At 40.8% G+C, this 25,037-nt stretch carries 15 protein-coding genes; 6 read left to right on the top strand and 9 right to left on the bottom strand.

Going from position 1 to position 25,037, the window contains the following annotated elements; all coding sequences use genetic code 11:
* Positions 1 to 467: 467 nt before the first annotated feature.
* The 3 genes from ruvA to dacB all read right to left on the bottom strand — a co-directional run bounded on the left by ruvA (position 468) and on the right by dacB (position 4,883).
* A complete protein-coding gene (ruvA, locus tag HMAT_RS22350; RefSeq protein ID WP_104385056.1) occupies positions 468 to 1,049 on the bottom strand; it encodes a Holliday junction branch migration protein RuvA in 582 nt (193 codons plus the stop codon).
* Positions 1,050 to 1,082: 33 nt separating this feature from the next.
* On the bottom strand, positions 1,083 to 3,365 hold the full coding sequence (locus HMAT_RS22345; protein WP_104385055.1) for an NADP-dependent malic enzyme: 2,283 nt from the start codon (positions 3,363 to 3,365) through the stop codon (positions 1,083 to 1,085).
* Positions 3,366 to 3,458: 93 nt separating this feature from the next.
* Positions 3,459 to 4,883 carry a D-alanyl-D-alanine carboxypeptidase/D-alanyl-D-alanine-endopeptidase gene (gene dacB, locus HMAT_RS22340; RefSeq protein ID WP_104385054.1) on the bottom strand — a complete coding sequence of 475 codons (1,425 nt, stop codon included), beginning with the start codon at positions 4,881 to 4,883 and terminating at the stop codon, positions 3,459 to 3,461.
* Positions 4,884 to 5,059: 176 nt separating this feature from the next.
* Between dacB and HMAT_RS22335 the strand changes: the two genes are divergently transcribed.
* Positions 5,060 to 6,835 (top strand): aminopeptidase P family protein, encoded by a 1,776-nt coding sequence (locus tag HMAT_RS22335; RefSeq protein WP_104385053.1) that lies wholly within the window; start codon positions 5,060 to 5,062, stop codon positions 6,833 to 6,835.
* 178 nt (positions 6,836 to 7,013) lie between these two features.
* Here the strand turns inward: HMAT_RS22335 and HMAT_RS22330 are convergent, their stop codons facing one another.
* From HMAT_RS22330 to HMAT_RS22320, 3 genes are all read right to left on the bottom strand, one after another.
* Positions 7,014 to 7,421: a response regulator gene (locus HMAT_RS22330; RefSeq protein ID WP_104385052.1), complete on the bottom strand. Its 408-nt coding sequence runs from the start codon at positions 7,419 to 7,421 to the stop codon at positions 7,014 to 7,016.
* Entirely contained in the window at positions 7,421 to 9,295 is a 1,875-nt protein-coding gene (locus HMAT_RS22325) for a PAS domain S-box protein (protein ID WP_104385051.1), read from the bottom strand. The genes HMAT_RS22330 and HMAT_RS22325 overlap by 1 nt, the downstream gene beginning before the upstream one ends.
* A 228-nt stretch (positions 9,296 to 9,523) precedes the next feature.
* Entirely contained in the window at positions 9,524 to 11,317 is a 1,794-nt protein-coding gene (locus HMAT_RS22320; protein ID WP_104385050.1) for an alpha-L-fucosidase, read from the bottom strand.
* Between the two features lie 227 nt (positions 11,318 to 11,544).
* On the opposite strand from HMAT_RS22320, the gene HMAT_RS22315 reads away from it, so the two are divergent.
* The 3 genes from HMAT_RS22315 to HMAT_RS22305 all read left to right on the top strand — a co-directional run bounded on the left by HMAT_RS22315 (position 11,545) and on the right by HMAT_RS22305 (position 18,207).
* A complete protein-coding gene (locus HMAT_RS22315; RefSeq protein ID WP_104385049.1) occupies positions 11,545 to 14,637 on the top strand; it encodes a TonB-dependent receptor in 3,093 nt (1,030 codons plus the stop codon).
* A 130-nt stretch (positions 14,638 to 14,767) separates the two neighbouring features.
* A complete protein-coding gene (locus tag HMAT_RS22310; RefSeq protein ID WP_104385048.1) occupies positions 14,768 to 16,321 on the top strand; it encodes a RagB/SusD family nutrient uptake outer membrane protein in 1,554 nt (517 codons plus the stop codon).
* Complete coding sequence (locus tag HMAT_RS22305; RefSeq protein ID WP_104385047.1) at positions 16,315 to 18,207, top strand: alkaline phosphatase; 1,893 nt, start codon at positions 16,315 to 16,317, stop codon at positions 18,205 to 18,207. Before HMAT_RS22310 ends, HMAT_RS22305 begins: the two co-directional genes overlap by 7 nt.
* A 106-nt stretch (positions 18,208 to 18,313) precedes the next feature.
* Here the strand turns inward: HMAT_RS22305 and HMAT_RS22300 are convergent, their stop codons facing one another.
* The gene (locus tag HMAT_RS22300) at positions 18,314 to 19,777 is read right to left on the bottom strand and encodes a hypothetical protein (protein ID WP_158656058.1); all 1,464 of its coding nucleotides are present in this window, start codon (positions 19,775 to 19,777) and stop codon (positions 18,314 to 18,316) included.
* 271 nt (positions 19,778 to 20,048) lie between these two features.
* Between HMAT_RS22300 and HMAT_RS27130 the strand changes: the two genes are divergently transcribed.
* The gene (locus HMAT_RS27130; protein WP_262508771.1) at positions 20,049 to 20,189 is read left to right on the top strand and encodes a DeoR family transcriptional regulator; all 141 of its coding nucleotides are present in this window, start codon (positions 20,049 to 20,051) and stop codon (positions 20,187 to 20,189) included.
* Positions 20,190 to 20,226: 37 nt separating this feature from the next.
* On the opposite strand, the gene HMAT_RS22295 is transcribed toward HMAT_RS27130, so the two are convergent.
* Together HMAT_RS22295 and HMAT_RS22290 are read right to left on the bottom strand one after the other, a co-directional pair.
* Positions 20,227 to 21,321, bottom strand: coding sequence for a DKNYY domain-containing protein (locus tag HMAT_RS22295; RefSeq protein WP_104385045.1), 1,095 nt, complete (start codon positions 21,319 to 21,321; stop codon positions 20,227 to 20,229).
* A 38-nt stretch (positions 21,322 to 21,359) separates the two neighbouring features.
* Entirely contained in the window at positions 21,360 to 22,433 is a 1,074-nt protein-coding gene (locus HMAT_RS22290; RefSeq protein ID WP_104385044.1) for a S41 family peptidase, read from the bottom strand.
* A gap of 816 nt (positions 22,434 to 23,249) precedes the next feature.
* On the opposite strand from HMAT_RS22290, the gene HMAT_RS22285 reads away from it, so the two are divergent.
* Positions 23,250 to 25,001 carry a hypothetical protein gene (locus tag HMAT_RS22285; protein ID WP_104385043.1) on the top strand — a complete coding sequence of 584 codons (1,752 nt, stop codon included), beginning with the start codon at positions 23,250 to 23,252 and terminating at the stop codon, positions 24,999 to 25,001.
* The last annotated feature ends 36 nt before the right edge of the window (positions 25,002 to 25,037 follow it).

The raw sequence follows: 25,037 nt of genomic DNA, 5'->3' as shown, positions 1-25,037 counted from the left end.
GCCTGTTGAAATAGGACAGAATACTCTTCTTTATGTTTTGTAATAATTTGATTTTCTGTGTTTTTAGACTAAGACAATCGTTTGCGCTTTCCATTGAGAATAATGATTATTTATCACATTGGGATGCACATTTATTTTCAAATAAAGTTTATTTCAGTCATTATTTTATCAGCGTTTACAGTTTCGGGCAGCCCAGTTCATTAAAAAGCACATGCTTCGTTTCCATGATTGAGCTAAATGCTGATTAGCTCTTGTTTAGTCTGTTTTTTATACGAGACTCATAGGGATAAAAAACGGACTTTACTTGCTTTAATCCGAATGAAATTTGTATCAGGCCCCTATAAAAATCTTATGGTATTTATAAAGATGCATTCTAGCTATCCTGCAAATGGAGTACAGCAGATGAAACTTTATTTGGGCCAAACTTGTAGGCCTGTATTTGTTAAACGAATTGAGCGCGCCGTTTTTTATAGCCTCTTTAGTGCTAATTTGATCATATCCTCGACAGAGAGGTTAGCCTCTGTTTTTAGAATCGTATTCAATACTTTTTCGGCAGCAGCTTTATTGAAGCCTAACATGACCAGAGCAGATAAAGCTTCATCAGGTACAGACTGCGATTTAATCGTAGTCGAAAGTGTTTCCACACCTTGTTTTTTCAATTTATCCTGAAGTTCCAGGATCAGACGTTGTGCTGTTTTAGGACCGATTCCTTTAATTTTCTGAATTAAAGCAACCTGACCATTGACAATGGCGGATTGTATTTCATCAGGTGTATTGGACGATAAGATCATCCGGCCCGTATTGGGACCAATACCTGAAACGGAGATCAGATTCTCGAACAGTTTTTTCTCACTTTCCGTGGCAAAACCATACAGTGTATGGGAATCTTCCCGAACTTGTAGTGAAATAAATAATTTACAATTTTCCTGATCCTTGATTTGGGAAAAGGTATAAAGAGAGATGTGAACATAATAGCCAATCCCACTCACGTCGATAACAACATGAGTGGGGGCTTTATATGCTAATTTTCCATTGAAATATTCGTACATAGTACTACGAATATAGGAAGATTTTAAGCTATTCTATAAATTTTTGAGATGTGCTTGAACATCAACTACGGCAATGGTCACCATATTGACGATTTCACGTACAGAGCTATCCAATTGTAGTACATGGATCGGTTTGTTCATACCCAAGAGAATTGGACCTACAGCTTCCGCTTCACCGACTTCTTGTAATAGCTTATAGGCAATGTTACCTGATTCCAGGTTCGGGAACACAAGTGTGTTTGCTGATTGTCCATTTAGACAGCTGAATGGGAAATTGTCAGTCAACATATCGCTATTTAAGGCGAAATTAGCTTGCAGGTCACCATCAGCAATGATGTCAGGGTGCTGGTCATGAATGATCTGTGCTGCTGCTCGCACTTTGGTAGGAGTTTTTCCTTCACTGGAGCCAAAGTTAGAGTACGACAACAAAGCAATGCGCGGTTGGATATTCATACGTTTAACCGCTTTGTCCAAAAGTAACGTGATATCAGCCAGCTCCTGAGCAGTAGGATCCTCATTTACAGTAGTATCCCCCATGAAAATAGGTCCCTTTTTGGTTAACATCATATACATACCTGCTACACGGCTGCCTGGTTTAGCACCGATGACATGCAATGCCGGACGAATAGTGTTTGCATAATTTTTGGTCATACCAGAAATCAATGTATCTGCCTCGCCAAACTCAACCAAAGAAGCACCGAAGTAGTTGCGGTCGAACATCAGTTTGCGCGCATCATAACGGGAGATGCCTCTACGTTGTCTTTTGTTATAAAGGTGCTCGATGAATTTTTTTGAACGCTCCGATTCACCGTCAACCTCAGCCACTGGATCAATGATTTCTACACCCTCCAATTCAAAAGCATACTCTTGGATCAAACGTTGGATCTTCTCTTTCTTACCTAATAGGATCGGGATCGCAATACCTTCCTCTTTTACGATTTGAGCAGCACGTAATGTTTTGTAATTATCTGCTTCAGCAAAGACAACACGTTTTGGGTCTCTTTTAGCAGCCATCGTTAGGTTGCGCATGATCGCATCATCTTTACCCAGGCGTTTACGCAATGCATCGCGGTATTTATCCCAATCGTCGATTGCTGTTTTTGCGACACCGGACTCAATTGCGGCTTTTGCTACAGCCATAGAGACCTCCGTGATCAGACGTGGATCGGTAGGTTTAGGAATGATATATTCTTCCGAGAATTTTAAATTGCTGGTATTGTAGGCTTGATTGACCTCTTCTGGAACGGGTTGTTTTGCCAGGTCAGCAATAGCACGTACTGCGGCAATTTTCATCTCCTCATTAATTGCTGTCGCGCGGACATCTAAAGCACCACGGAAGATATAAGGGAAACCTAAAACGTTGTTTACCTGATTTGGATAATCCGAACGGCCAGTACCCATGATAATATCACTACGGGTTGCCATCGCTAAATCGTAAGCAATCTCAGGATTTGGATTAGCCATCGCCAGAACAATCGGATTAGGAGCCATTGTCAACAACATCTCTGCCGACATGACATCTGCAGCTGACAACCCGATAAATACATCGGAGTCTTTTACTGCATCTGCTAAGGTATGGATATCGCGATCCGTAGCGTATTGTGCTTTCATGCTGTCCAGATTTTCTCGATCCGCACGGATAACACCTTTACTATCTAGCATCACAATGTTTTCTTTGCTTGCGCCTACAGAAATATACATTGCTGTACAGGACATGGCAGCAGCACCGGCACCATTGACAACGATTTTTACTTTGGAGATATCTTTTCCGATAATTTCGCAGGCATTGATCAGTGCCGCACCGGAAATGATTGCTGTACCATGTTGATCATCGTGCATGACTGGGATATTCATCTCCTCTTTCAGGCGACGCTCAATTTCAAAACATTCAGGAGCTTTGATATCTTCCAGGTTTATACCTCCGAAAGTTGGTTCTAATGCTTTTACGATTTTAACGAACTCGTCAACATTTTTGGTGTCTACTTCGATGTCAAATACATCGATGTCAGCAAAAATTTTAAACAATAAGCCCTTTCCTTCCATGACAGGTTTACCTGCTTGAGCGCCGATATCACCTAGGCCCAATACAGCTGTACCGTTACTGATAACAGCAACAAGGTTCCCTTTTGCGGTATATTTATAAGCATCTTCTTTATTCTCGGCAATAGCCAAACATGGCTCCGCTACGCCAGGAGAATATGCTAATGATAAGTCTCTTTGCGAATTTGTTGGTTTTGTCGGAACAACAGCTATTTTTCCAGGTCTACCCATTGAGTGGTAATTTAACGCTGCCTGTTTACGATTAGTGTTACTCATTACGATTTTATTAATTTAAGGCTACAAATCTATCATTCTTTTTGATATTTGGAAATATTTGCCAATATCTTATTATAAATAGACAATAATATGTTATTTCAAAACGTCCAGCAATTTAAACATTTGCCTGCGCATATTTGCCCCTGATCCCGAATAATTATTGACCAATAATGTATAGGTAAAAGATTGTCCATTTTTAGCGGTGTGAACACCGGTATAGCCTAAGGCACCTACAATTGTTCCGCTTTTCATCTTCATCTCATTGTAGGTCGGCAGACTTTCGTAGAATACGGGGTACCAGTTTTGCTTTTGCGCATACTGCATGATTTTGTTCATGGCCAAGGTCGTAACTCTATTCTGTGGCGAAAGCCCTGAGCCGTCCACGCTATTGATCTCGCCCGGTTTGATCCCTAGCTTGGCATTCCAATATTTCTGGATATAATTGGCACCATCATCAGTGCCCGTTTTTCCAGCGGTGGTATAGGCGATAGCCTTGAGTAGGGCTTCCCCATAGAGATTGATACTTTTTTGATTAAACCAATAGACAATTTTGTCCATGGTGGGCGATAGGTGTACATCCAATGGCTGCTTTTGGGAAAGGTCTATCGAATCCATTTTGGCACCTGTTGCCGGCGGTTGGATAGCAATAATGCCCTGCTTGTTGAGTCCTTCATTCAATTGAAAGGCCAGGTCATATGCTGGATCTGGGGAAGCGAGTTCGATGGTTTTCTTTAAATCTTGCCCATAGGTACCACGTACGAATATTTTGGTGGAATAAGGGGCTGCATAGGCATAGACATTGTCACCACTTCCAGCTTTGCCTGTTGTAGTTTCGTTGATAATCTGCAAGTACGGAACTTGGGCCGTGTAATTGACGATTTCAGCTTTTGCACCCACTTTGGCTGCCGGACTAAAATCAATTCCAAAAGCATTTTCATGCCAGTTGAGTGACGAAATGCCCGCACCATAATAATTGCCCATATCTGTCCATATCCATCCACCTGGTATCTGATTGCCATTATATAAACGGTCGTCGGCAATAACAGCTCCATTGATACTTCGTATTCCAGCGTTTTGAATGGCTAGGATCCATTTGTTTAGCACAATAGCTGCTTTGGTTTCCGGATAACGGTCACTGCCCAGTGTAGGGTCACCAGTGCCCGATACAATGATATTTCCATTGAGGACCCCGTTTTCATCGATTGCCCCTGTATAATATAAGGTCGTTTTAAACTGATAGTTCTTGCCCAGAAAATCCAGCGCTGTAGCAGCTGTAATGACTTTCATTGTTGAAGCTGTGGCCAGCCCAATATTTTCGTTAGCGGCATAAATGGTCTGCCCTGTCTTTCCATCAAATACCGTCAATGAACTTATTGCGTTCTTTAGGCTTTCCTGATTTTGAAATTGATTGAATGCTTCTTGGATCTTGGTTCTGATATCCTGAGCAAACAGAGAGCTTGTCACTGCCGTAAGTGCATAGGTCGATAGTGTAATGGAATATAAGGCGATTTTTTTCATCAACATGTAATTTCTTTGAACATGAACTGTCCGATTCTTTGATATTGAACCGTTGGTCCAATGGATTTATAATTTTAAGAAGCGTATATACGCATTTTATACGTTTGTTTTATTTGCCTTAAAGTTAGGCATTCGACCCTAAAAAATCCTAACTTGCATAAAATTGTATAGACGACATGAAGCATATCGAAAAATTAGCTGCTATTCGTGAGGCGATGAAGATTCAAGGAATCGATGGATATATTATCCCGTCATCAGACCCTCATATCAGTGAATATTTACCAGAACGTTACAAATGTATTGCCTGGGCCTCAGGTTTTACAGGATCTGCAGGCACCTTGGCTATTACGCAAGATTTTGCTGGCCTTTGGACAGATTCCCGTTATTTTGTGCAAGCTGTTGAGCAATTGGAGGGAACCGGTTTTGAATTGGTTAAACTGAAAGTCCAGGCAGCGACAGAGTATGCGGATTGGTTAGGTGAGAAATTGAATGCGGGAGCAAAAGTTGCTTTTGATGGTAATCTGGCGTCACTTTTGGTGGCTCAGTCTGTCAAAAATGTTTTGGAACCTCTGGATATTCAGGTGGATGGTCATATCGATTTGTTATCTGATTTATGGGAGGGCAGGCCAGACTTACCAAAGGAGCAGGCTTACTTGTTGCCAGAAAGTACTATAGGACAATCTACTGTTGCGAAGATCGAGGCTGTTCGGGCTGAAATGAAAAAAAATCGTACCGATGCACATTTAATATCATCTTTGGATGATCTCGCTTGGTTACTTAATATCCGTGGCCAGGATGTACCCTGCAATCCAGTTGTTTTGGGATTCGTATTGATCACAGCTGATACAGCAACGCTCTACATTGAACCGTCGAAGTTGAGCGCCGAAACAATTGCTGAATTAAAAGGCTATGGTGTGGAAATAGCTGCATACGAAAGTATCTATCAGAAGATCGAAACATTAACAGCAAAGGCCATCTTAATAGATCCGAAACGTACTTGCTTTGCCGTATTTGACAGCGTGCCTGAAACCGTTAAAATCGTAGAAAAAATAAATCCTTCTACGACCTTAAAAGCAATTAAGAACAAAGTTGAAATTGAAAATAACAGACATACTTTTGTAAAAGACGGTGTCGCGCTTACGAGATTTTTTAAATGGTTGGAAGAAAATGTTGGCAGTGAAGAGCTATCCGAATTGTCGATCGCTGATAAGCTGCGCGGATTTCGTGAGGACCAAGACGGATTTGTTGATGTATCTTTCACCACCATTGCAGGATACCTAGATCATGGTGCATTGCCACACTATTCGGCGAATGAGAAATCCAACTATACTTTGCGCCCAAAAGGTTTGCTATTGGTCGATTCCGGCGGTCAATATAAAACAGGTACAACGGATATTACACGCGTTGTTTCACTGGGAGGTCTTACACAAGAGGAAAAAGAGGATTATACTTTGGTGTTGAAAGGTACGATAGAAGGTTCGTTGGCTATTTTTCCTGCAGGTACACGAGGATATCAAATTGATGCCATTACCCGGCGTCCACTGTGGGAAACATTACGTAACTATGGACACGGCACAGGGCATGGTGTTGGATTTTTCCTGAATGTGCATGAAGGACCGCAGACATTTAATGCTGCCGCGATAGACGTTGCTGTTGAACCCGGCATGATTACTTCTATTGAACCTGGTCTTTACCGAGTTGGTAAACACGGCATCCGTATCGAAAATCTGGTGTTGACGCGTAAAGCGGGATCCTCTGAATTCGGTGACTTCCTCGATTTTGAGACATTGACAATTTGTTATATTGCGACAGACTTGATTGAGAAATCTCTGTTGGAAAAAAGACATCTTTCGTGGTTGAATAATTACAATCAATGGGTATTTGATCAGTTATCAACCCATCTTTCAAGTGACGAAAAGAACTGGCTTGCAGAGAAATGTAAGGCAATCTAACATTCCACGTAAAAAAGGATATGGAAAGTAGTATTTTATCACTTTCTATATCCTTTTTTACTTTCTAAAAAACAAGCTGAGTGTTGTCGGTCTGTCCGCTGTTCGGCTGTGCCAATGATAGGTACGGCGTTCTGTACAATCCTTTCATCTTACGTTTTGGGACATAGAGACATGTGCTTTAACGGGGCGCTCTCAGAATTTCATATAATAACTCTTTGCCAAAAGGTTTCAAAATAAAACCATTTATAAAAGGGTAATTTGCCAATTGTTCCTGGTCGCTCTGGCTGGTGGAAGAGCTGATAATAAAGATCTTGGTCTGATTGATGAAATCGGTTTTATCCTCTAAAACGTCCATCAGTTCCCAGCCGGTCATAAAAGGCATGCTGATATCAACAAACAGTATTGCTGGTCCTGAAGATGTGCTGATATCATGTGATTCCAGAAAATCCAGCGCATCCAATGCATTTTTAAAAGGATAAAATTCAAGTGGATAATCCGAAAATCCCTGGAGCATATAGCCAAAAATAGTGCGTAAGATCGCATTGTCGTCTATAAGGATGATTTTTCTTTTGTTTTCCTGATTCATTATTTTCTTTCTAAAAATTTGACGGAAAAGATGCTTCCTTCGTTCGGTTTACTTTGCACGTCTATTTTACCGCCTAATGATTCTACTTGATACCGGGTAAGAAATAAACCAATGCCTTTGCTTTCAAATCCACGATGGAAAACCTTCTTAAACATGAAGAGCTGAGACTTATATTTAGGTAGATTGATACCTAATCCATTATCCTTGACGGTCAATAATGTTCCATTTTCCTCTATTGAAGTCTTGATTTCAATACATGGCGCTTTATCATTTGCTGTAAACCGAAGTGCATTGCTGATGAGATTGCTGAGGATACTTTCCAGATAGATTTTCGGATAGTAGATATTGGTCACATTGAATTCGACAGAAATTGTGGCATTCTTTTGCTGTATTTCTCCAATATACTGTTGTTTTACTTTATAAAATACATGGAGAAAATCGCAGTCTTCAAATACAAGTGATTTATTCGACCTCAATTCAAGGATCTCACCCAAGTCGTGTAACGTTTCGGTAAGTTGCTCAGTGCTGATCTTTAAAAGGTCCAGAAAATCAGCCTTTACATTTTCATCTGTTGAGACTTTCAGCTCATCGATGAGCATTGGCATATTGCTCAATGGTCCTTTTAAGTTATGCGCAAGGATATTCGCAAATTCTTCCAATTGTCTGACTTTGGTTTCGAGATCCATTTTAACCAGATCAGATTCTATTTTTTGTCGCTTTAATATTTCGATATTTTTCTTTGATTCAGAAATATCCTGAACCTGAACGATCAAAAATAAGGGGGCATTGGCATTGTCAAAGACTGCTGCGATCGTCACAGAGCACCATACATAATGGCCGAGTTTGTGTCGATAACGTTTTTGTATGGTAAAAGTTTCAATTTCACCACGAATAAGTTTTTCCCTGAGCTCGATGTCGCGTTCCACATCATCTGGATGTGTGTTGTGTGAGAATCTCGTTGTTGAAAGCTCCTCCTGTGTGTACCCCAGGATCTTGGTCAATGTATGGTTGGATTCAATACAATAGCCATCTAGATTTGTCAAGGCAATGCCTAGCCCTGAGAAATGGAAGGCCTGATTGAATTTATGTTCGTTAAATCGTATTTTTTCAGTTGATTCAATCTGCTTTGTAATGTCAGAGACAACCAATGCGATCCGGTTTTGCGATCGATGAATAGGTTTGATCTGTAGACTATACCATTTGTCTCTATGCTGTTCGGAAGGAGACTGAAACTCCATTTTAAACTCCCGGTTTAACTGTAATGATTTCTGGATCAATTGAGTCGTTGGTATAGCCAGATCCGCCGGGAAGAGTTCGGTCAGGCTTTTGTTTAGAAATTCCTCCGGAGGGTAGAATAGTAAACCAGGATCGTTGGTCCAATAGTTTTTAAACACTCCGGTGTCGGTTACTTCAAAGACCAGATCGTTGAGGGAGGCAACCAGCAGTTGCAACTGATGTTGTTTATCTTTCAGGGCATGGTTCTGATTGATAATTTTTGAAACATCGATGAAAGATACTAGGAGGCCTGTCTTATTTTCTTTAGCGAACGGGCTGATCTGGAAAACAAACCATCGAAACGTATCCCCTGTTGCGATTCCTAAGATTGTTTCTTGATCGTACGAATCGTTTTTAAGAGCGATTTGAAATGGGGTCTGTTCTGCAGTAAGAGGCGAGGCATCCTCAGATGAATAAAATGTGATTAATTGATGTAATTTTTTACCTTTTGCATCCTTTATCTCTAACGCTAAAAGTGCGCATGCGCGCCCGTTGATATGTAAAATGGTGCCGTCTTCCGAAGTTGTAATCAATCCTTCTAATCCCGAACTTTGCGTTTGAGCGGAAGGTGCAGATAAAGAGTTCCGTTCCAGATGCATTAATCAACAATATTTAGGATCAATTTACTCATGTATAAAGATAGGAGATTTATCCATTCCTTATTTACAAAATTGGTAACATTTACTACAAAATAATAAAAATATATTAAAGTAGGTAACTTTTATATAAAAGACATTACGCGTGTAGTTATGTTAATATAACAAAAACCTTTGGCAATTAGCCAAAGGTTTTTACGGATTTTTTTAAATTGTTTTCTGCGAAGGAACTTAATTTTTTATTTTCTCCAGCCATAACCAGTTGAACCAGAGCGGAAGCTGCTGTTGGGATTTATAGGTCAGGATATATTTTCCCGGTTTATCAAATTTGAACGTTCCGATGCGTTTTTCTACAAATTCTTCGGTGTAGTTGTTTTCATTTGGTTCGACAACCATTTTTTGGTTAGGTCCAAAACTTCCTTTTAGTTGTTGACTGGCAACGCTAATTTCGAACGGAATAGGCACTTTGTTCGGATTGTGGGCAGAGAAGTCGATGGTATAGCTTCCTACTTCGGGGATAGTTACTTCCCAGTCGATCTTTGTATTTCCTGTTAGTATAGCATGGGTTGGATTTTTACCATTATAGCGCACGATTTTCAGGTCGTTATTCAGGCTATTGGTTGATTTTAATGAAAAGCCGCCAAATGTTGATTCAGGGACGGTATTTTTGTCTAGTTCCAAGGGGCCGTCAAAGACCAGTTTTACCTCTGAAACATAATGATCTGGTTGGTCGGCGGGTAGGTCAACATGGATTAAACTCAGGTTCTGATCATAGTTTAAAGTTGTTGAGGTATTACCTTTTATTAGCGATACATTGGATGGTTTGGATTGAATACCTGTAATGCGTAGCTTATGATCCAGCGGCCAGTTAAATACATGCGCATAGACAACGGTATTATGCTGTTCGGTTTTGGTGGTTAAGTAGCCCCAGTCGAAGTGGTTGTTTTTTAACGAAAGACCAGTGCTGCCATAGATCCCTTGGCCATAGGTATTTAGCCAGCCGCCGACATCACGTAGACGGCTTACGCTTTCGTAAGGAACAGTACCGTCAGCACGGGGGCCAATATTAAGGGTGAACCCACCGTTGAGACTGACGTTTGAGATCAACGACTGAAAAATCTGGCTGGTTGATTTCCATTCGTTTTCCTGACCATTATAACCCCAGGAGTGGGCGATAGTACCGGGTGTTTCCCAAGGGTGTGCAATAAAGTTGCTCCCGAACTGGTTGTCACCCAACGTTTCGAAATCTACATTTTCGGCATCTGTCGGAAGGCCGAGACGCGAGTTGATCAGGCAATTTGGCTGTAGCTCACGGATCAACTTGACGACCTGCAGCAGTTGTTCTTTTTTAATGATGGATTTTTGATAGGGGATCCACATATCGAACCAGATTAATGAAATATCGCCATAGTTACTCATGAGCTCACGGAGCTGGGGGATTACTTTTTCTTGCCAGTATTGGTTGTACTGTGCATCCGTAACATGCCCGGAGAGTTCCTGTTGGTGGTTCCAGCCATAGGGATGTTCCCAATCGATCCAATGTGAGTAGTAGAAGCCGAGCTTCATCCCATGCTTTTTACATGCCGCTGCGATTTCTTTGATCACATCGCGGTTAGCACCGCTGAGCTTGGGTAAGCTGTAAGTACCCACTTTGGTATCCCATAGTGCTACACCATCGTGATGTTTGGTGGTAATGATGATGTATTTCATTCCAGCCTCTTTAGCGAGGAGCACCCATTGTTCAGGATCTATTTTGCTCCAGTCAAAGCGTTTGGCCAAGCTGCCATATTCTTCTTTTGATACCCGGTTGCGGTAGCGTAGCCATTCCGCATAGTTGTTCATATAACGTAGGGGTTCACCTTTCCACATCCCTTCCGCTGCACTGTATAGTCCCCAGTGAATAAACATACCAAAACGGGCATCTTTAAACCAGTCTGCCTTTGGGTCGTTCTGAGCAAGAAGTCTTATTGATGCGCTGAGAAATAGTAAGGACAAGAGCGCGATTCTTTTGAGTTGTGGTATCATACAGGTTGTTGTCTTTTTTGATTACAAGATAAGTAAAAAAATAGATATGCTAAATCGAATTTATGTTATGTATATACATTTGATAACATAGATAAAATTTATATTTTTATGAAAGCCAAAAAAAATAGACCAATTAAACTAACTGAGACTAGGTTCACATTTTGTTAACATGATATTAAAATTCGGATAACTCGTAATTTTTACTTTCGCCACACATTATCAATCATATGAGAAAATTTCTAATTCTACCACTCGCGCTTGGGATTGCCTATCAGGGACAAGCATTTCCCAACAAAAAGCCTATTTCGTCTACTGTTGGAAGTCGTGTCTTCCAGGAGCAAGTCAGAGGGAAAGTAGTTGCGAACAATGGGGTGCCTGTTGCAGGAGTAACAGTCAAAAACGTTCAATCAGGACAAACAGCAATGACTGATGCACAGGGACAATTTCAATTGTCGGCCAAACAAGGTGAAACCTTGCGTTTCAGTTTTGTCGGACACAAATCAATCGATCAACAGGTGACAGGAAACAGCCTGTCGGTTACCTTGACCGAAGATGCCAGTCAATTGGAGGAAGTAGTGGTGGTTGGTTATGGTACACAACGGAAGAGCACAGTCTCTGGTGCAGTTGCTACAACAGATCTGAAAGGTACAAACAGCCGTTCGATGGCTGGAATAGGTGAGGTACTTCAAGGCAAGACTCCAGGGGTTACGGTAACAGCTGAGGGTGGTGATCCGACTTCAACTCCTCGTGTAAACGTAAGAGGAATGGGGGGGATCAATGGAGAGCAACCGTTATACGTTGTTGATGGGGTCATTATTAATGGCGTACCACAAATAAGTCCAAACGATATTCAGGATATTAATGTGTTGAAAGATGCTTCGGCCTCGATCTATGGTGCACGTGCTTCGGGTGGGGTCATTTTGATCACAACGAAAGGTGGAAAAGCTGGTGAACTGAGAATTGATGTCGAAGGTAAATATGGTGTTCAAAAGGCGCATAATTTACTTAGGTCATTAAATGCTGCTGATCGTGCTATGATTTCTAATTTAGCTGCCGATAATGCTGGTGTGCAGCGAGACCCAGCTTTTGATGCGACAAAATATCCGGAAGGTCAGGTTACACAAACGAATTGGATGGATGAAATCTTTCGTACGGCTAAAACACAGGATTATAATCTGTCAGCAAGTGCGGGTAATGAAAAATCATCATTCTATACAGGATTCAATTACCGTAATGCGGAGGGAATTCTAATCAATACTTATGGTAAACGATATAATTTTAGAATAAATTCGCAAACCCAGATAAGACCATGGCTGAAATTGGGCGAAAATATTTCTTATGGATATACAAATGGGCAGGGCGCCAACACAAATTCGGGATATACTGGAGCAATTTTATCTGCGTTACATTATCCTCAGAATGTACCGGTGTATGATGCAGATGGGAAATTTTCAGGACTACCGGTTAAGTATGGACCGGGTAGCTATGGCGATGTGATTAATCCCGTCGCATACTTAAGTCGATTGGATGTAGATAATCCCGTACATAATTTACTAATCAATCCCTATGTCGAAGTCAAATTAATGGATGGGCTTAGATTTAAGTCGAATTTTGCGTACTCCAAAACGTTCAATGATTTTAAAGAGTTTAAAACAAAGGTGCCTGAAATCGGTAAGCCAGTTTTCTCAAATTCGCTAACAGAACAGACTTACCGAATGACAGATATATTGGCGGAACAGACGTTGAACTATGAAAAGAGTTTTGATAAGCATCGTTTAGAAGCGTTGTTGGGGTATACATATCAAGAGATAAAATCAAGAACTCAACAGGTTGTTGGAGAGGATTTTGATGATGAATCGAAACTCTTACGTTATATGGTTAATGCAGGACGTATAAACCCGGATGGTTTAAAGGATAATATCGTAAAAACTGCACTTATTTCGTATCTCGCTCGTATCAATTATAATTATGATGGCCGTTATATGTTGACCTTAACTGGCCGTCGAGATGGTACATCATTGGTTGCGAAACAAAATCGTTTCCAGAATTATGGATCAATTTCGGGAGCTTGGGCATTACACAGAGAGGCCTTTTTAGGGGATGTAGATTGGATCAATATGTTAAAGCTTAGAGGAAGCTATGGAATTCTGGGTAATTTGGCGTCTATAACCCCAGAAGCAGTGAATCCTTTAATGAGCCGAGCAGCTGCTTGGTTTGGCGGTCCACCGACCTTGTCTCAAGGGTATTTCAGTACAGTGATGGGAAATTCAAACTTAACCTGGGCCCAGTCCAAACAGAAGAACATTGGACTGGACGCGGCGATTTTGAGCAATCGCTTGACCATGAATGTTGACTATTTTGTCAAGGAAACAGACAAAATGCTCTGGACTATTGATCTACCAGGGACAACGGGCATTAATAAAACTACAATTAACGGTGGTCTTGTTCGTGATAGCGGTATCGAATTGGGGTTAACTTATGCAAGTAAATCAGGTAGTGCATTTCAATATGATATATCTGCATCCATAAATAAAGTTAGCAATAAAGTAATATCCCTTATTGACGAAGCTCCAGTTATCACTTCACAGGTCGATTACCGTGGTATACTTAAACCCTTGAGGACTGTGCCCGGTGAGTCAATGTATTCTTATTATGGTTTAAAAACAGACGGTCTTTTTAGATCTAAGGAAGAGGCTGAACAATACAAAAATAAGGCAGGGGAAAAGATACAGCCTCAAGCTCAAGCGGGTGATATGAAGTTTGTAGACCAAAATGGAGATGGTAAGATTGACGACCAGGACCGTGTTTTTTTGGGAAGTGCTTATCCAAAATTTAATTATGGTTTAAGTTTTAACGGTAGCTATAAGAATTTCGATATCAATGTGTTTTTCCAAGGAGTACAAGGGAATAAATTATTCAATGCATTAAAATATACGGGCTTAAACGCTGCTTCTGGACAGCCTTATAATATGTTTGAGGGCATCAAGAATGCTTATTCGGAAAGCAATCCAAATTCAGATATCCCACGTGTATCGACAAAAGACCTAAATGGTAATTTCTCCAATGTATCAGATTTCTATGTTGAAAATGGCTCTTATTTGCGATTGAAAAATCTAACGCTAGGTTATACTTTGCCTGCATTGTGGACAAAGAAATACCAGGTTCAAAAATTACGTGTGTATGCAACAGCAAGCAATTTGTTTACAGTGACCAAGTATACGGGAATGGATCCTGAAGTAGGTATGGACTATTACGGAGTGGACTCAGGCCGTTATCCGCAATCACGTACATTCATCGTTGGAGCGGCTTTAACTTTTTAATAATAACTATGGACTAAAAATGAACTATCCTCCCGTGTTAAATGGGATCGTTTCTTATAGGAGCCAATTCCTTGGACAACGATGGAGAAAAAAGGATATTTTCATAACTATTGCATAAAATTTATAATACATGAAAAAGATAACACATTATATCACATTATCCATATTGGCCTGTAGCATGAGTGCTTCGATGCAATCCTGCACTAATAAATTGGATATAGTTCCTGAAGGGGAACCGTCAGAACTTAATTTCTGGAAAACATCTGCGGATGCCATTAAAGGTGCCAATGGATTATATGGCAATTATGATGAGGAAGAGTTCTATGGCCGGGGATTCTTTTGGTTTATTAATGCTAGTGATGATATGGTTACGGGACGTAACAATGCACAGGCAGAAAATATTCGGACATTCAACCGGAATTATATTAGCGGGGGGTACACTCAGCCGCAATGGCAATTTCGTTATGCAATTATTAGGCGTGCAAATCAGATTTTGCGGAAGGTGCCTGCGATTGAGATGGACGGAAAACTTAAAAATAGAATTTTAGGAGAGGCCAACTTCAATGCTGGCTATATGTATTTTCAATTAGCAGCCAATTATGCTGATGATCGCGCTGGAGTGCCGATAGTTACAGTTGAAAATATGGATAATATCAAAGCGACTCCAAGAGCAGCAAATATTGGGGAAAATTATGTTCATATTGAAAAATTGCTTAAAACTGCTGCGAATCAGCTGCCTTATTTTCAGGAGTTAGATAAAGTGGATTATGGACGTGCACACAAAGCCGCAGCTTGGGCTGTGCTTTCTAAAATGTATCTGTATAAAAAGGATTATAAAAATGCGATTCTGTATGCTGACTCAGTGATGAATCAGGGTAAACGTTCACTTGAATCTTCGTTTGCGGATGTCTTTAAAGCAGCAAATAACTGGGGTTCAGAGTATATTTGGTCGGTTACAAGTACACCGACTGGAAAAGATGGATGGGGATCTATTTTACCAGGAGTTATGCTGACTAATGGAGCTTGGGGATTCTATAATGGATGGGGGTATTATATGCCTACTAAGGAACTTTACGATTCTTATGAGGCTGGCGATGTCCGCCGAGAAGCCACCATTTTGAAGCCTGGTGACAAATTTATGTTTTTTGGTGTTGAAAGAACGTTTACTCCAGCAGGCTCGGCGACGTGTGACATGCAGTTTAATAAATATATGGAGCCGTTTTCACATTCCAATCCCGTTGGTACACATGTGAGTCCAAACGGAGATCATATGGCGACGGATCTAAATGTGCCCTTGATCCGTTTTGCGGAGATCTTGTTGATTAAAGCGGAATCTTTAATTATGCTGAATGGGACTGGAGCTGGTGACAAAGAACTCAATATGATTCGTAAGCGCGCCAAACTTACTGAAAAGCAAGGCATGACTTTGGCTGATCTGAAACGTGAGCGCCGCAATGAGCTGGCGGGTGAATTTGCAGACCGTCACCGTGATCTGGTACGCTGGGGTGATGCCGAGGTAACCTATGCCAAGCCGCTTCATACCTATGCCATGGTGGATGGAGCAGGTAAACCAATTGAGTTTGCCGGTCGTAAGTTTGACCCGAAAATTCATCATGTATGGGCGGTACCTCAGCAAGAGGTAGATAATAGTGCCGGGGTGATAAAACAGAATGAAGGATGGTAAGATTTCCAAAAACCTCTGCAAGTAAATTGGGAGGAATATTGATACTGACGTATTTGTGTGGAGGACCTCTCTGGTCCTCTGCACAAACGCTGAATGACAAGTTTGAACAACTCATGTTCAGCCGGGATAAGGAAAAACAGAGTGTGATCAGCTATGCCGGACATAGTCACAATGATTATTGGCAGAGCCAGCCTTTCTATACAGCCTATTACGCAGGAATGGAGTCCATTGAAGCGGATATTTTTCTGCGCAATGGTAAATTGATGGTTGCGCATGACGCAAAGGAAATCAAAATGGAGAACACGCTCAATACGCTTTATTTGGATCCTGTTGCTAAACTATACCACAAAAATGGCGGAAGTGCATTTGATGATAAAGCAAAAAAGCTACAATTGCTCATCGACGTTAAAGAAAACTATAAACAGGTATTACCCGTTCTTGTCAAAGCACTGGAGCAATATGGTGATCTGTTCAATCCGCTTAAAAATACCAATGCAGTTAAAGTAATCGTGACGGGTGGGAGACCCAAACCAGATGGATTTAAGGATTATCCCAAATGGTTGTTTTTTGATGGCGAAGTCAATTGGAACTACGATGCTGCAAGCCTGGCACAGACCGGATTAATCAGTGCTGATCTAAAGGATTACACGGATTGGAATGGTAAGGGATTACCCGAAAATATTCCAGCGATCAAGAACGCAATCGCCAAGGCTGATTCGCTGGGGCTCCGGTTTCGTTTTTATGGAACACACGATAGTCCCAATGCCTGGCAACAGCTTATTAATCTCGGCGTGTACTGGATCAATACTGATCATCCCAAGACTTTAGAACTATTTTTCGATCAACATGAACGGTCATCTTTTCAATTGGCGAAACCGGAGCCCGTTTATATCCCAAGTTTCCAATATGATGGTCAGGATCGCAAGGTGAAGCGGATTCTACTTTTAATCGGAGACGGAATGGGATTAGCAGCTGTAAAAGCAGCAACACTGGCCAATGGCGGTGCACTCACTATGACACAGATCAAGACAGTCGGACTGTCACAGACTGAGGCATTAAATTCGGATAATACGGATTCCGCAGCCGGGGGGTCGGCCATCGCTGTAGGGCAGAAAGTAAATAACCGTGCAATTGCTGTCGACGCGAATGGCAAGCCGCTTCCTAGCGTTGCTGCTTTGCTGGCTGATCAGGGATGGAAAACAGGTGTGATCAGTATCGGTGATGTGACAGATGCTACGCCGGCTGTATTCTATGCGCACCAGCAGGAACGGAATGAGAGTGAATCTATCTTAGGGCAGTTTCAACATGCTACAATGGATTTCATTTTGGGAGGAACTCCAGACTGGTTACAGAAAAAAACGAACTGGAAAGGATATGCGGGTGTTTCGATCGTAAAGGATCAGATCAATCAAACTGGTGGTAAGCAAATTGTGTTTCTGTCGGAGGAGCTTTTAAAGCCCGTTAAAGACGGTCGGCCGGCAGTTTTAAAACAGTCTATGTTGGATGGCATAAAATTTCTATCTCGTGATGAGAAGCCATTTTTCCTGATGGCAGAGTCTGCGCAGATTGACTATGCCGGCCATGCGAATGACCTCAAATATTCGGTCATGGAAACATTGGATCTTGACAAAACGATTGCGGAAGCTCTGCGCTTAGCAGACCGGGATCCCGACATGCTGGTCGTTGTAACGGCAGATCATGAAACCGGCGGGCTGACGTTGCTCGATTCCGACCGTAAATCAGGACGGGTGATGGTTAATTTTAGCAGCAACGATCATACGAATGCTTTCGTTCCTGTATTTGCCTATGGAGCCCGTTCATTCTTATTCCGTGGAGTATACGATAATACTGCTATTTTCCACAAGCTCCTGGAAGCCGTGAAATAAAAAGTTTAATTTCCTTTACATTTTCATACCCCGTCTGTGCTTGAAATCACAACGGGGTTTTTCTTGATGTTAAAACTATAATCAGACGCTGCTAAGAAACATGACATTATTGCTTATATTCTTTTCCGGTATAGATATCGATGTAAAAGTAATTCTCTTCATTTTCATTTTCTCTCACTCGTACCAGGCCATTCGGACTGATCGTGTGATAACTTTTTGTTCCGATTTGCTGTTTTGTCTTGTTGTTGTACAGCGTATAAGGGCCATCTTTTTGTGTTTGTAAGGCAAAGATCTGTTGCTTGCCATCCAAGATCGCTATGTGTTGAAAATTCGGGGGTAAATCCCATGTTTTCGCGAATGCATTCCAGAGCCCAATGGTTGGCTCCTGCTCGCCTTTTTTGACGTTTACGAGGTATAATGCTTCGCTTTGATAAACATATTTTATTTTTCCCGTTTTCCAACCTTTTTCAAGGGTACTCTTTGTGAATAGTATGGGCTTATCCGGCCAGACCAAATAACCTACCTGATCTAAAATAAAGAAGTCGTTGACTTTAATTTGATCCAATACATGGCCATCTGTGTCGATATACAGCCAGTCATAGGCCCAGACCTCATGGTCGTAATTGAACCTGCCCAGAATAAAGTAAGGTGAGTTGTTAACGGAATATACAAGGGAAACTTCTTTCAAGAAAGCGATCTGTGCAGTAGTAGCCTCTTTGATCTGTTTTGGCAGTGCTTTATCATATTGTGGGAAAGCATAGATCGCACCGGAGCGATTGTCTTTTAATAATTTGGGAACGGTCGGTGCGTAGCGGTCCTGATTGATGGAGTCCAATTGCAGGGTCTGACCTTTCCAGCTCAGATCTATTTTATCGACACCGACCAGATTGGAAAAAATAGGCCGCTTTTGTTTGATATCGTAGATTTCAAAACGATTTTCAGCAGGAGGAATAAATCGGCCATTTTCCAAAAGCATGTCAATTTTTGTACGAAGCTTTTTTAAATACTGATTTTTTAGCTGATAGAGGTCTCCGTTCAGGACGAAATGTTTGTCATCTAGCGGGTATGCGGCCGAATTGTACTCGTTTTCGTCATAGGGAACATCTTTGTCCAACAGGATCTGGTCGGTCTCAAGCACACGTATTTCTATCTTAACATAGGTCGCTGTTTTTTTTACACCACCACCCAGGATATTCCAGTTCCAATTCCAGAAAGGTAGTTTTTTCTCATGCTCCCGACGTTTCATAAGTAGCGTCACGTGGCCTAATGGTTGTAACCCAAGATCTGTATCGGAATAATTTTCGATAAAATCTCCCTTTGAATTAATTAAAGCCTGTTGGTTCTGTTCATTTGAGACGATGGCGTAACCTGTAGGAGTAAAAGGTTCGGCTCCATAAAATTTTTTTGTCAGTTGCTTCTGGAGCGAGCTGTCCACATAGACGAATTGTCTGTCCTGGGTCTGCATCGGAATCCAATGGATAGATTCCAAGGATGGATTTATGGTAGACTCTTGTGCACAGGCTGTCATACAAAGAATAGTTATTAAACCTACTAATACTGATTTGATCATCTTTTTTCTTTTTAATTGAAAGCGTTCACTGTTAAAGGAGCAACAAAAAGTTTCGTATATGCTCATTGTGCCAATGCAACGCTTTATGATAGGATTCATGCAAAATGCTGTGATCCTGAGGCTAAAGTAGACGAAAATAGCCTTTGGAAAAATAGCCGAATTCAGTGATTATGAAGCGACTTGATCAATTGTAATATTAGGAAGTTGGGGCCTTTTGACAGTGTGTTATTTTTTCGATGAGCCGATTAGAATTTGAAATTGGCATAAGCGTGTGACCGCAAAAAAGTATATGGCTATTGCGAGGACCTCAAAAGCTACTGCAACAAGGGATCTACAATACCTGCAGGAGCAAGGTATATTAGAACAAATTGGGTTTGGAAGATCAGTACATTATAAACTTATACTTCGTTAGACGACCAATTTTCAAATAATAGATTCAAGCGATAGCATCATTTCTTCTCTACCGGAATGAGTTCTGCACCCCCCTCCTTGGGCCGATACCAATACTTATGACCCAGATCATCTTCAAAATCGTGGTTTACTTCTGCTTTATCTACACTTCTGAAACTTTTGACATCGGGGCCTTCAAAGATTTTATCACCGACGAAAATATGTCTGGCATCTTTGGCGACAGCGCGCCTAAGAACTTCAAACGTTTTTGGGTCTGCCTCTGTCAGGAGCTGTTCATTATAATAAATATGATTTTTGTCTCTGGACCAAAAAGAGTTTCCACCAATTCCTTCCAATATTTTAAAACTGTCGGCATCAACATCAGCGAATTCAAATTTCTTTCCTTCAATGAGAACCAGTTGATCAATAATGACCGTTTTTCTATCAAGTAATTTGATGCTATTGGTCGAAGGTAAGGCTGTTTCAAGCACACCGATACCCTGATAGGGTTGATAATAAAGTAGTTTTTTGCCATCCAAAATGATGTATTCGTCATTGAGCACATCAATCTTATCCGTTGTATAATCGAGCGGATTGATACTTTTCTGAGTGACTACATAGAGCCCATTTTTGTCTTTTACAAAATTTTCATTCAAAATTTTAAATGAAGCATAGTCAACCGCTAATGGTTGGGCATTGTAGAAATAATGTGATTTATCTTTAGATAGGGATGCGACGGTATCATACAGCGTAGTATACGTTTCGGGATCAGCACCCTTCATGGCGATGAGTTGTTGCTCGCTACATTTTCGTGTAGTTGAAGTCGTCGATCCATCGAAAACGAATACATGGGACTGGTCGACGGGAATATTACCTTTCAATCGAAAAGTCTTTGTATCTACAAATTGTTGTGGACAGCCCATAACATAGATATTGTCTTTATCACGTGCATAGACACCTTTGATCACAGAAAAACTATTTACATCTGCCTCCGTTTTTCTTGAGCCACGTTCAAAACCATTGCCTCCGGGGATAAAATAGATTGCTCCACTTTTTTTATAGTAGTCTTCAGACAAAGGACTGACCTGCTCTTTGCAGGAGAAGAACAAGCCAATGCATGTGCTGATAATTCCCATTTTAAAAATATTTTTCATACTCTCCTTACTATGATTTGCTCCCTGATGATGTATTCCTACTCCTGGATATAATGCACAGCAAAGTCAATCCAATCAGGGACGGATTCATCCAAATAGATATCTGGCTGTACGCCAATATTGTCAATGGGGTATTGCGGTAGCCGTGCCGACCTGTAGGTTGGCAAATACAGTTGATAATTATCGCAGCCAAATTTAAACTCCCGTATGGATCCATAGTCCAGGGCTCCCATACTTGGGGTTCCCATGATTTTTACCTTTTTACTCTGACGACAGCTGAATAGGAAATTTTCTCCTGAGCTTGCCACATTTCTGTTGGCTAGAATAACGACATGGCTTGGACTTTTCTTATGGAGGGTGATCGTATCGATAAGTACTTTTTTATCGCCATAAAGTACAAATTTTCCGATATTATCCTTGTATTCTTTTAGATCGTCCTCTATCTTTTTCGCTTCGGAAATAGCGTCCGCATTCGGTTTCATATTTTTAAGGGCGTACTCCCGTAGTCCGTTGATCAAGGTCTGGGTTGCAAAAAATTCGACGCTCATAATCCTTATCGGGTTTGTCAAAACATAAGGTAAGATGGGTTGATATACGTCGTCTGTGCCACCACCGTTATCCCTGATGTCGATAATAAGGCCCTTACTATTTTCAATCTGCTCCTTATGTTTGCTGATTAAATCCTTTACGGAAGCAATATTTTCATAAGCAAAGCTGGCAATTTTAATATAAAAAACGTCTGGATTAATGGCTTTAGCCACCACCTCTTCTTCGGCTTCGGCTAGTTTTTCTGTGCTCTGAGCAGTTTTCTTCCGGGTTGCTGCCAAGGATCTTATCACGATATGTTCATCCTGAAAAAAGTCAAGGTACTCCTGCAAAAGAGCAATGCATACTTCGTCGTTTGCATGGAGACTTTTTTTATTCAGAATACCTTTTTTGGCTTGGTACAAATCGCTGTGCTGTTTTACCTTTTCCAGAAAGCCCGGATATTCTGTTTCGATTTTACTGATTAATTGCTTGAGTGCCTGTGAACAGTTGCAGTTGGTCTGACCGTATATGGGGTGGGTCAGAAATGAAACGCAAAGAAATAAAAATATGTTTTTTAAGGTCATTTTCCGGCTTGTTAGAGGCTACACTTTTTCATAATGGTACTATTTTAATCTCTTATAAAAATACGATACATTGACATCGCATTCAATAGCGGGTTACGATTCGCCAATGGCTATTTATGATTCGTTTACGATAAATAGAAAAACCTCATGAGCTTAAGTTCCCGCGTTCGAGATTTACACTCAAACATAACAATAATGAACACATATTTCCTGTTCAAAGGAGGGAAATAAAAAGGGACTACCAAAACCGTATAAAGCAGGCTAAATGTATTGGCTAAGTATACATTAAGTATTGATTAGGTATCGATAAAGTATCTTATTAGGTACGGATATCATAATTGAGCGATGTTACATATACACTAATGGGCCGATAAAGGGTTAGTAGTGACCCTCATAGTGAAAGTGATATGCGCTATCTGCAGAGAAGTTATATTATTCTAAAAATATTTGTATAAAATATTTCTAATTACTACATTTGTATATATAAACTATATTATTGTATTGTAATAGTGTTTTTTGAATATTATAAAGCACGAATAACTTATCTGTCTCTTTGTCGGCAAACAGATAGTTATCTTTCACCAGCGCATTTGAAATTTCAATACGATTTTTTATGTTGATTGCTGACCTTTCCTAAAATAAACCAAGGTGCAAACGCAAATGTATGTTACCTGTTGATTTTCTATTTAATCACCTTGGTAGTCACTTCTATTTTTTTTCCAATATAGCTATTGTTTTTTTACAATAATAGGTTCTAACCATTTGTTGTTCAGTAGGCTGTATGTTGTAAAATTTTATGTTCATTAAGTCATTATTATGGAAATTAATCGCCAATTGATCATCGACCGTTTAGTTCAACGTATGGATCTCGATCGTGTTTATCTCGTTAAATATCAATTTTTGGATCAGGAATATCAGCACCTGGTTTTAACGCTTAAGCCTGTGAGCGGCCTTTCGCATAAGATATTAAAACCTATTGTGGAATTATGTCTGTTGGATCAGGAACGTATCTCTTTTGAGTTGATTTTTACCCCTGAACTGAAAAATAAGATCAAGATGGGAAGTTTATTCTATTGTTATGCGGCTTTGCCCAAGCACGAGATTTTTAGTTCGGGTGAAAACAATACCGCAATCAGTAAACCGAAAGAGATTAGGGGTATACTGGATCTCTCCGATAAACATTATCAAAAAGTGCTGGCTGCTTCCGCTGAATTTTTACAGGCGGCACAGACATTTGCCGATACGGCAAACTATCTCCGTGCATTATTTATGGTCCATCAAAGTCTGGAAAGCCATTTAAAATTGCTGCAAGTGATGGTGGAGGGGAAAGGAAATAATGTACACAGTCTGGACAGTAGGATAAGAAGCCTCGATACACACTTCTCGATGTTTAAAAAAGTATTTATGGGTGAAGAAGATGAAGAGAAAGAGCGCTTCCGCTTATTGGATACTTCCTTTAATGCCGTCAATCAAAATAAAGATTTGGAGATTTCCGCTATAGCAGCCTCTCAGTTATACGATCATTGTGGCGTTATGCAGACGGCGATAGAAAAACTCTTCCGTTACTTTATGGAGGAATTGCAGGCCGAATACGAAAAGAATTTGGCGACTGAAACTGCTATCCAGGCGGAGCTTGCAAAGGCTAAACTGGCGAAAGAAGAAAAAGTTAAAATTGTACACCAGGAAACGTTCGTCGCTGCATCCACTTTTCACGCATTCCCCTGGCCTGAACAGTATCAGTCGGATATACAGCAGCTCCTCGATCAGATCCGTCGGGATAATCAGGCTGAACAGATCATGTTGCTCAATTATTATGTAAGTAAAACTCATGGTAAGGGATTATTCGACTATCCCCCAAAAGATGTAGGAAATGTCAGCATTTATGTAGTTGTTATTAAAAAATGGGTTGGACAATGTTACTTCCGTAAAGTTTCTTTTGGTCGGGCGACAGCAGTTATTTCATTTTTAAGCAGCAGCTTTATCGCAGCGAAATTAAATATAGGAAGTCGCTTTTCGCACACGATCTGGAATGACTCTGTTGTCCTCTACCGCAATCCGGCCTATAAGCCGACGTATTCGCTAACTCCTGTAAATTGGCCCGACACCCTATTGAAAACGACAAATGTCTGGACACGTAATGCAAAGCTCATGCACGATCTGCTGGCCATATTTTCTGATGCTCGTCCTTCGAGCAAGCAATTGGCGGTGCTGTTGTTAAATCAGTTGGTCCTGATCGGAATACATAGCTACCTCTACCTACGGATCGGTTACACGCCAATGAATGCAACATTGGAGGAGTTGGTGGAATGGAGCTGTATCTGTGATAAAAAGGTAAGCGATTTTTTTACCTCAGAAGAACCTTCCGAAGCCCTCTTGTATCAGGCGCTATTAAAAGATATGAAAGGGCGGGTACATGAGCTGCCTCCTGAATTAGACCAGCTGGAAATGGAGTACTTTAAATCCAACGCTAGTCGGATTGTAGCCTTTTTTGCTGACCTATGTGAGCAGAGCTTAAGGTATATGGAAATGAAATCGGGGAATAAATTGAAGCTCACAATAAAAGGCTAGATGCTCATCTAGGTATGGTAGACTTATAAAATAAAC

Origin of the sequence: Sphingobacterium sp. HMA12, from assembly GCF_002933815.1 — a bacterium.
GTDB lineage: Bacteria > Bacteroidota > Bacteroidia > Sphingobacteriales > Sphingobacteriaceae > Sphingobacterium.
The sequence above is the reverse complement of the archived record's forward strand: the minus strand, read 5'-3'. Positions and strand labels throughout refer to the sequence as shown.

Bases quoted from the DNA above. Each gene is read 5' to 3' on its own strand.
- HMAT_RS22300 (WP_158656058.1), bottom strand. From the start codon at position 19,777: ATGATCAAATCAGTATTAGTAGGTTTAATAACTATTCTTTGTATGACA.
- HMAT_RS22330 (WP_104385052.1), bottom strand. From the start codon at position 7,421: ATGAATCAGGAAAACAAAAGAAAAATCATCCTTATAGACGACAATGCG.
- HMAT_RS22325 (WP_104385051.1), bottom strand. From the start codon at position 9,295: ATGCATCTGGAACGGAACTCTTTATCTGCACCTTCCGCTCAAACGCAA.
- HMAT_RS22315 (WP_104385049.1), top strand. From the start codon at position 11,545: ATGAGAAAATTTCTAATTCTACCACTCGCGCTTGGGATTGCCTATCAG.
- HMAT_RS22335 (WP_104385053.1), top strand. From the start codon at position 5,060: ATGAAGCATATCGAAAAATTAGCTGCTATTCGTGAGGCGATGAAGATT.
- HMAT_RS22295 (WP_104385045.1), bottom strand. From the start codon at position 21,321: ATGAAAAATATTTTTAAAATGGGAATTATCAGCACATGCATTGGCTTG.
- HMAT_RS22345 (WP_104385055.1), bottom strand. From the start codon at position 3,365: ATGAGTAACACTAATCGTAAACAGGCAGCGTTAAATTACCACTCAATG.
- ruvA (WP_104385056.1), bottom strand. From the start codon at position 1,049: ATGTACGAATATTTCAATGGAAAATTAGCATATAAAGCCCCCACTCAT.
- dacB (WP_104385054.1), bottom strand. From the start codon at position 4,883: ATGAAAAAAATCGCCTTATATTCCATTACACTATCGACCTATGCACTT.
- HMAT_RS22290 (WP_104385044.1), bottom strand. From the start codon at position 22,433: ATGACCTTAAAAAACATATTTTTATTTCTTTGCGTTTCATTTCTGACC.
- HMAT_RS22305 (WP_104385047.1), top strand. From the start codon at position 16,315: ATGGTAAGATTTCCAAAAACCTCTGCAAGTAAATTGGGAGGAATATTG.
- HMAT_RS22310 (WP_104385048.1), top strand. From the start codon at position 14,768: ATGAAAAAGATAACACATTATATCACATTATCCATATTGGCCTGTAGC.
- HMAT_RS22320 (WP_104385050.1), bottom strand. From the start codon at position 11,317: ATGATACCACAACTCAAAAGAATCGCGCTCTTGTCCTTACTATTTCTC.
- HMAT_RS22285 (WP_104385043.1), top strand. From the start codon at position 23,250: ATGGAAATTAATCGCCAATTGATCATCGACCGTTTAGTTCAACGTATG.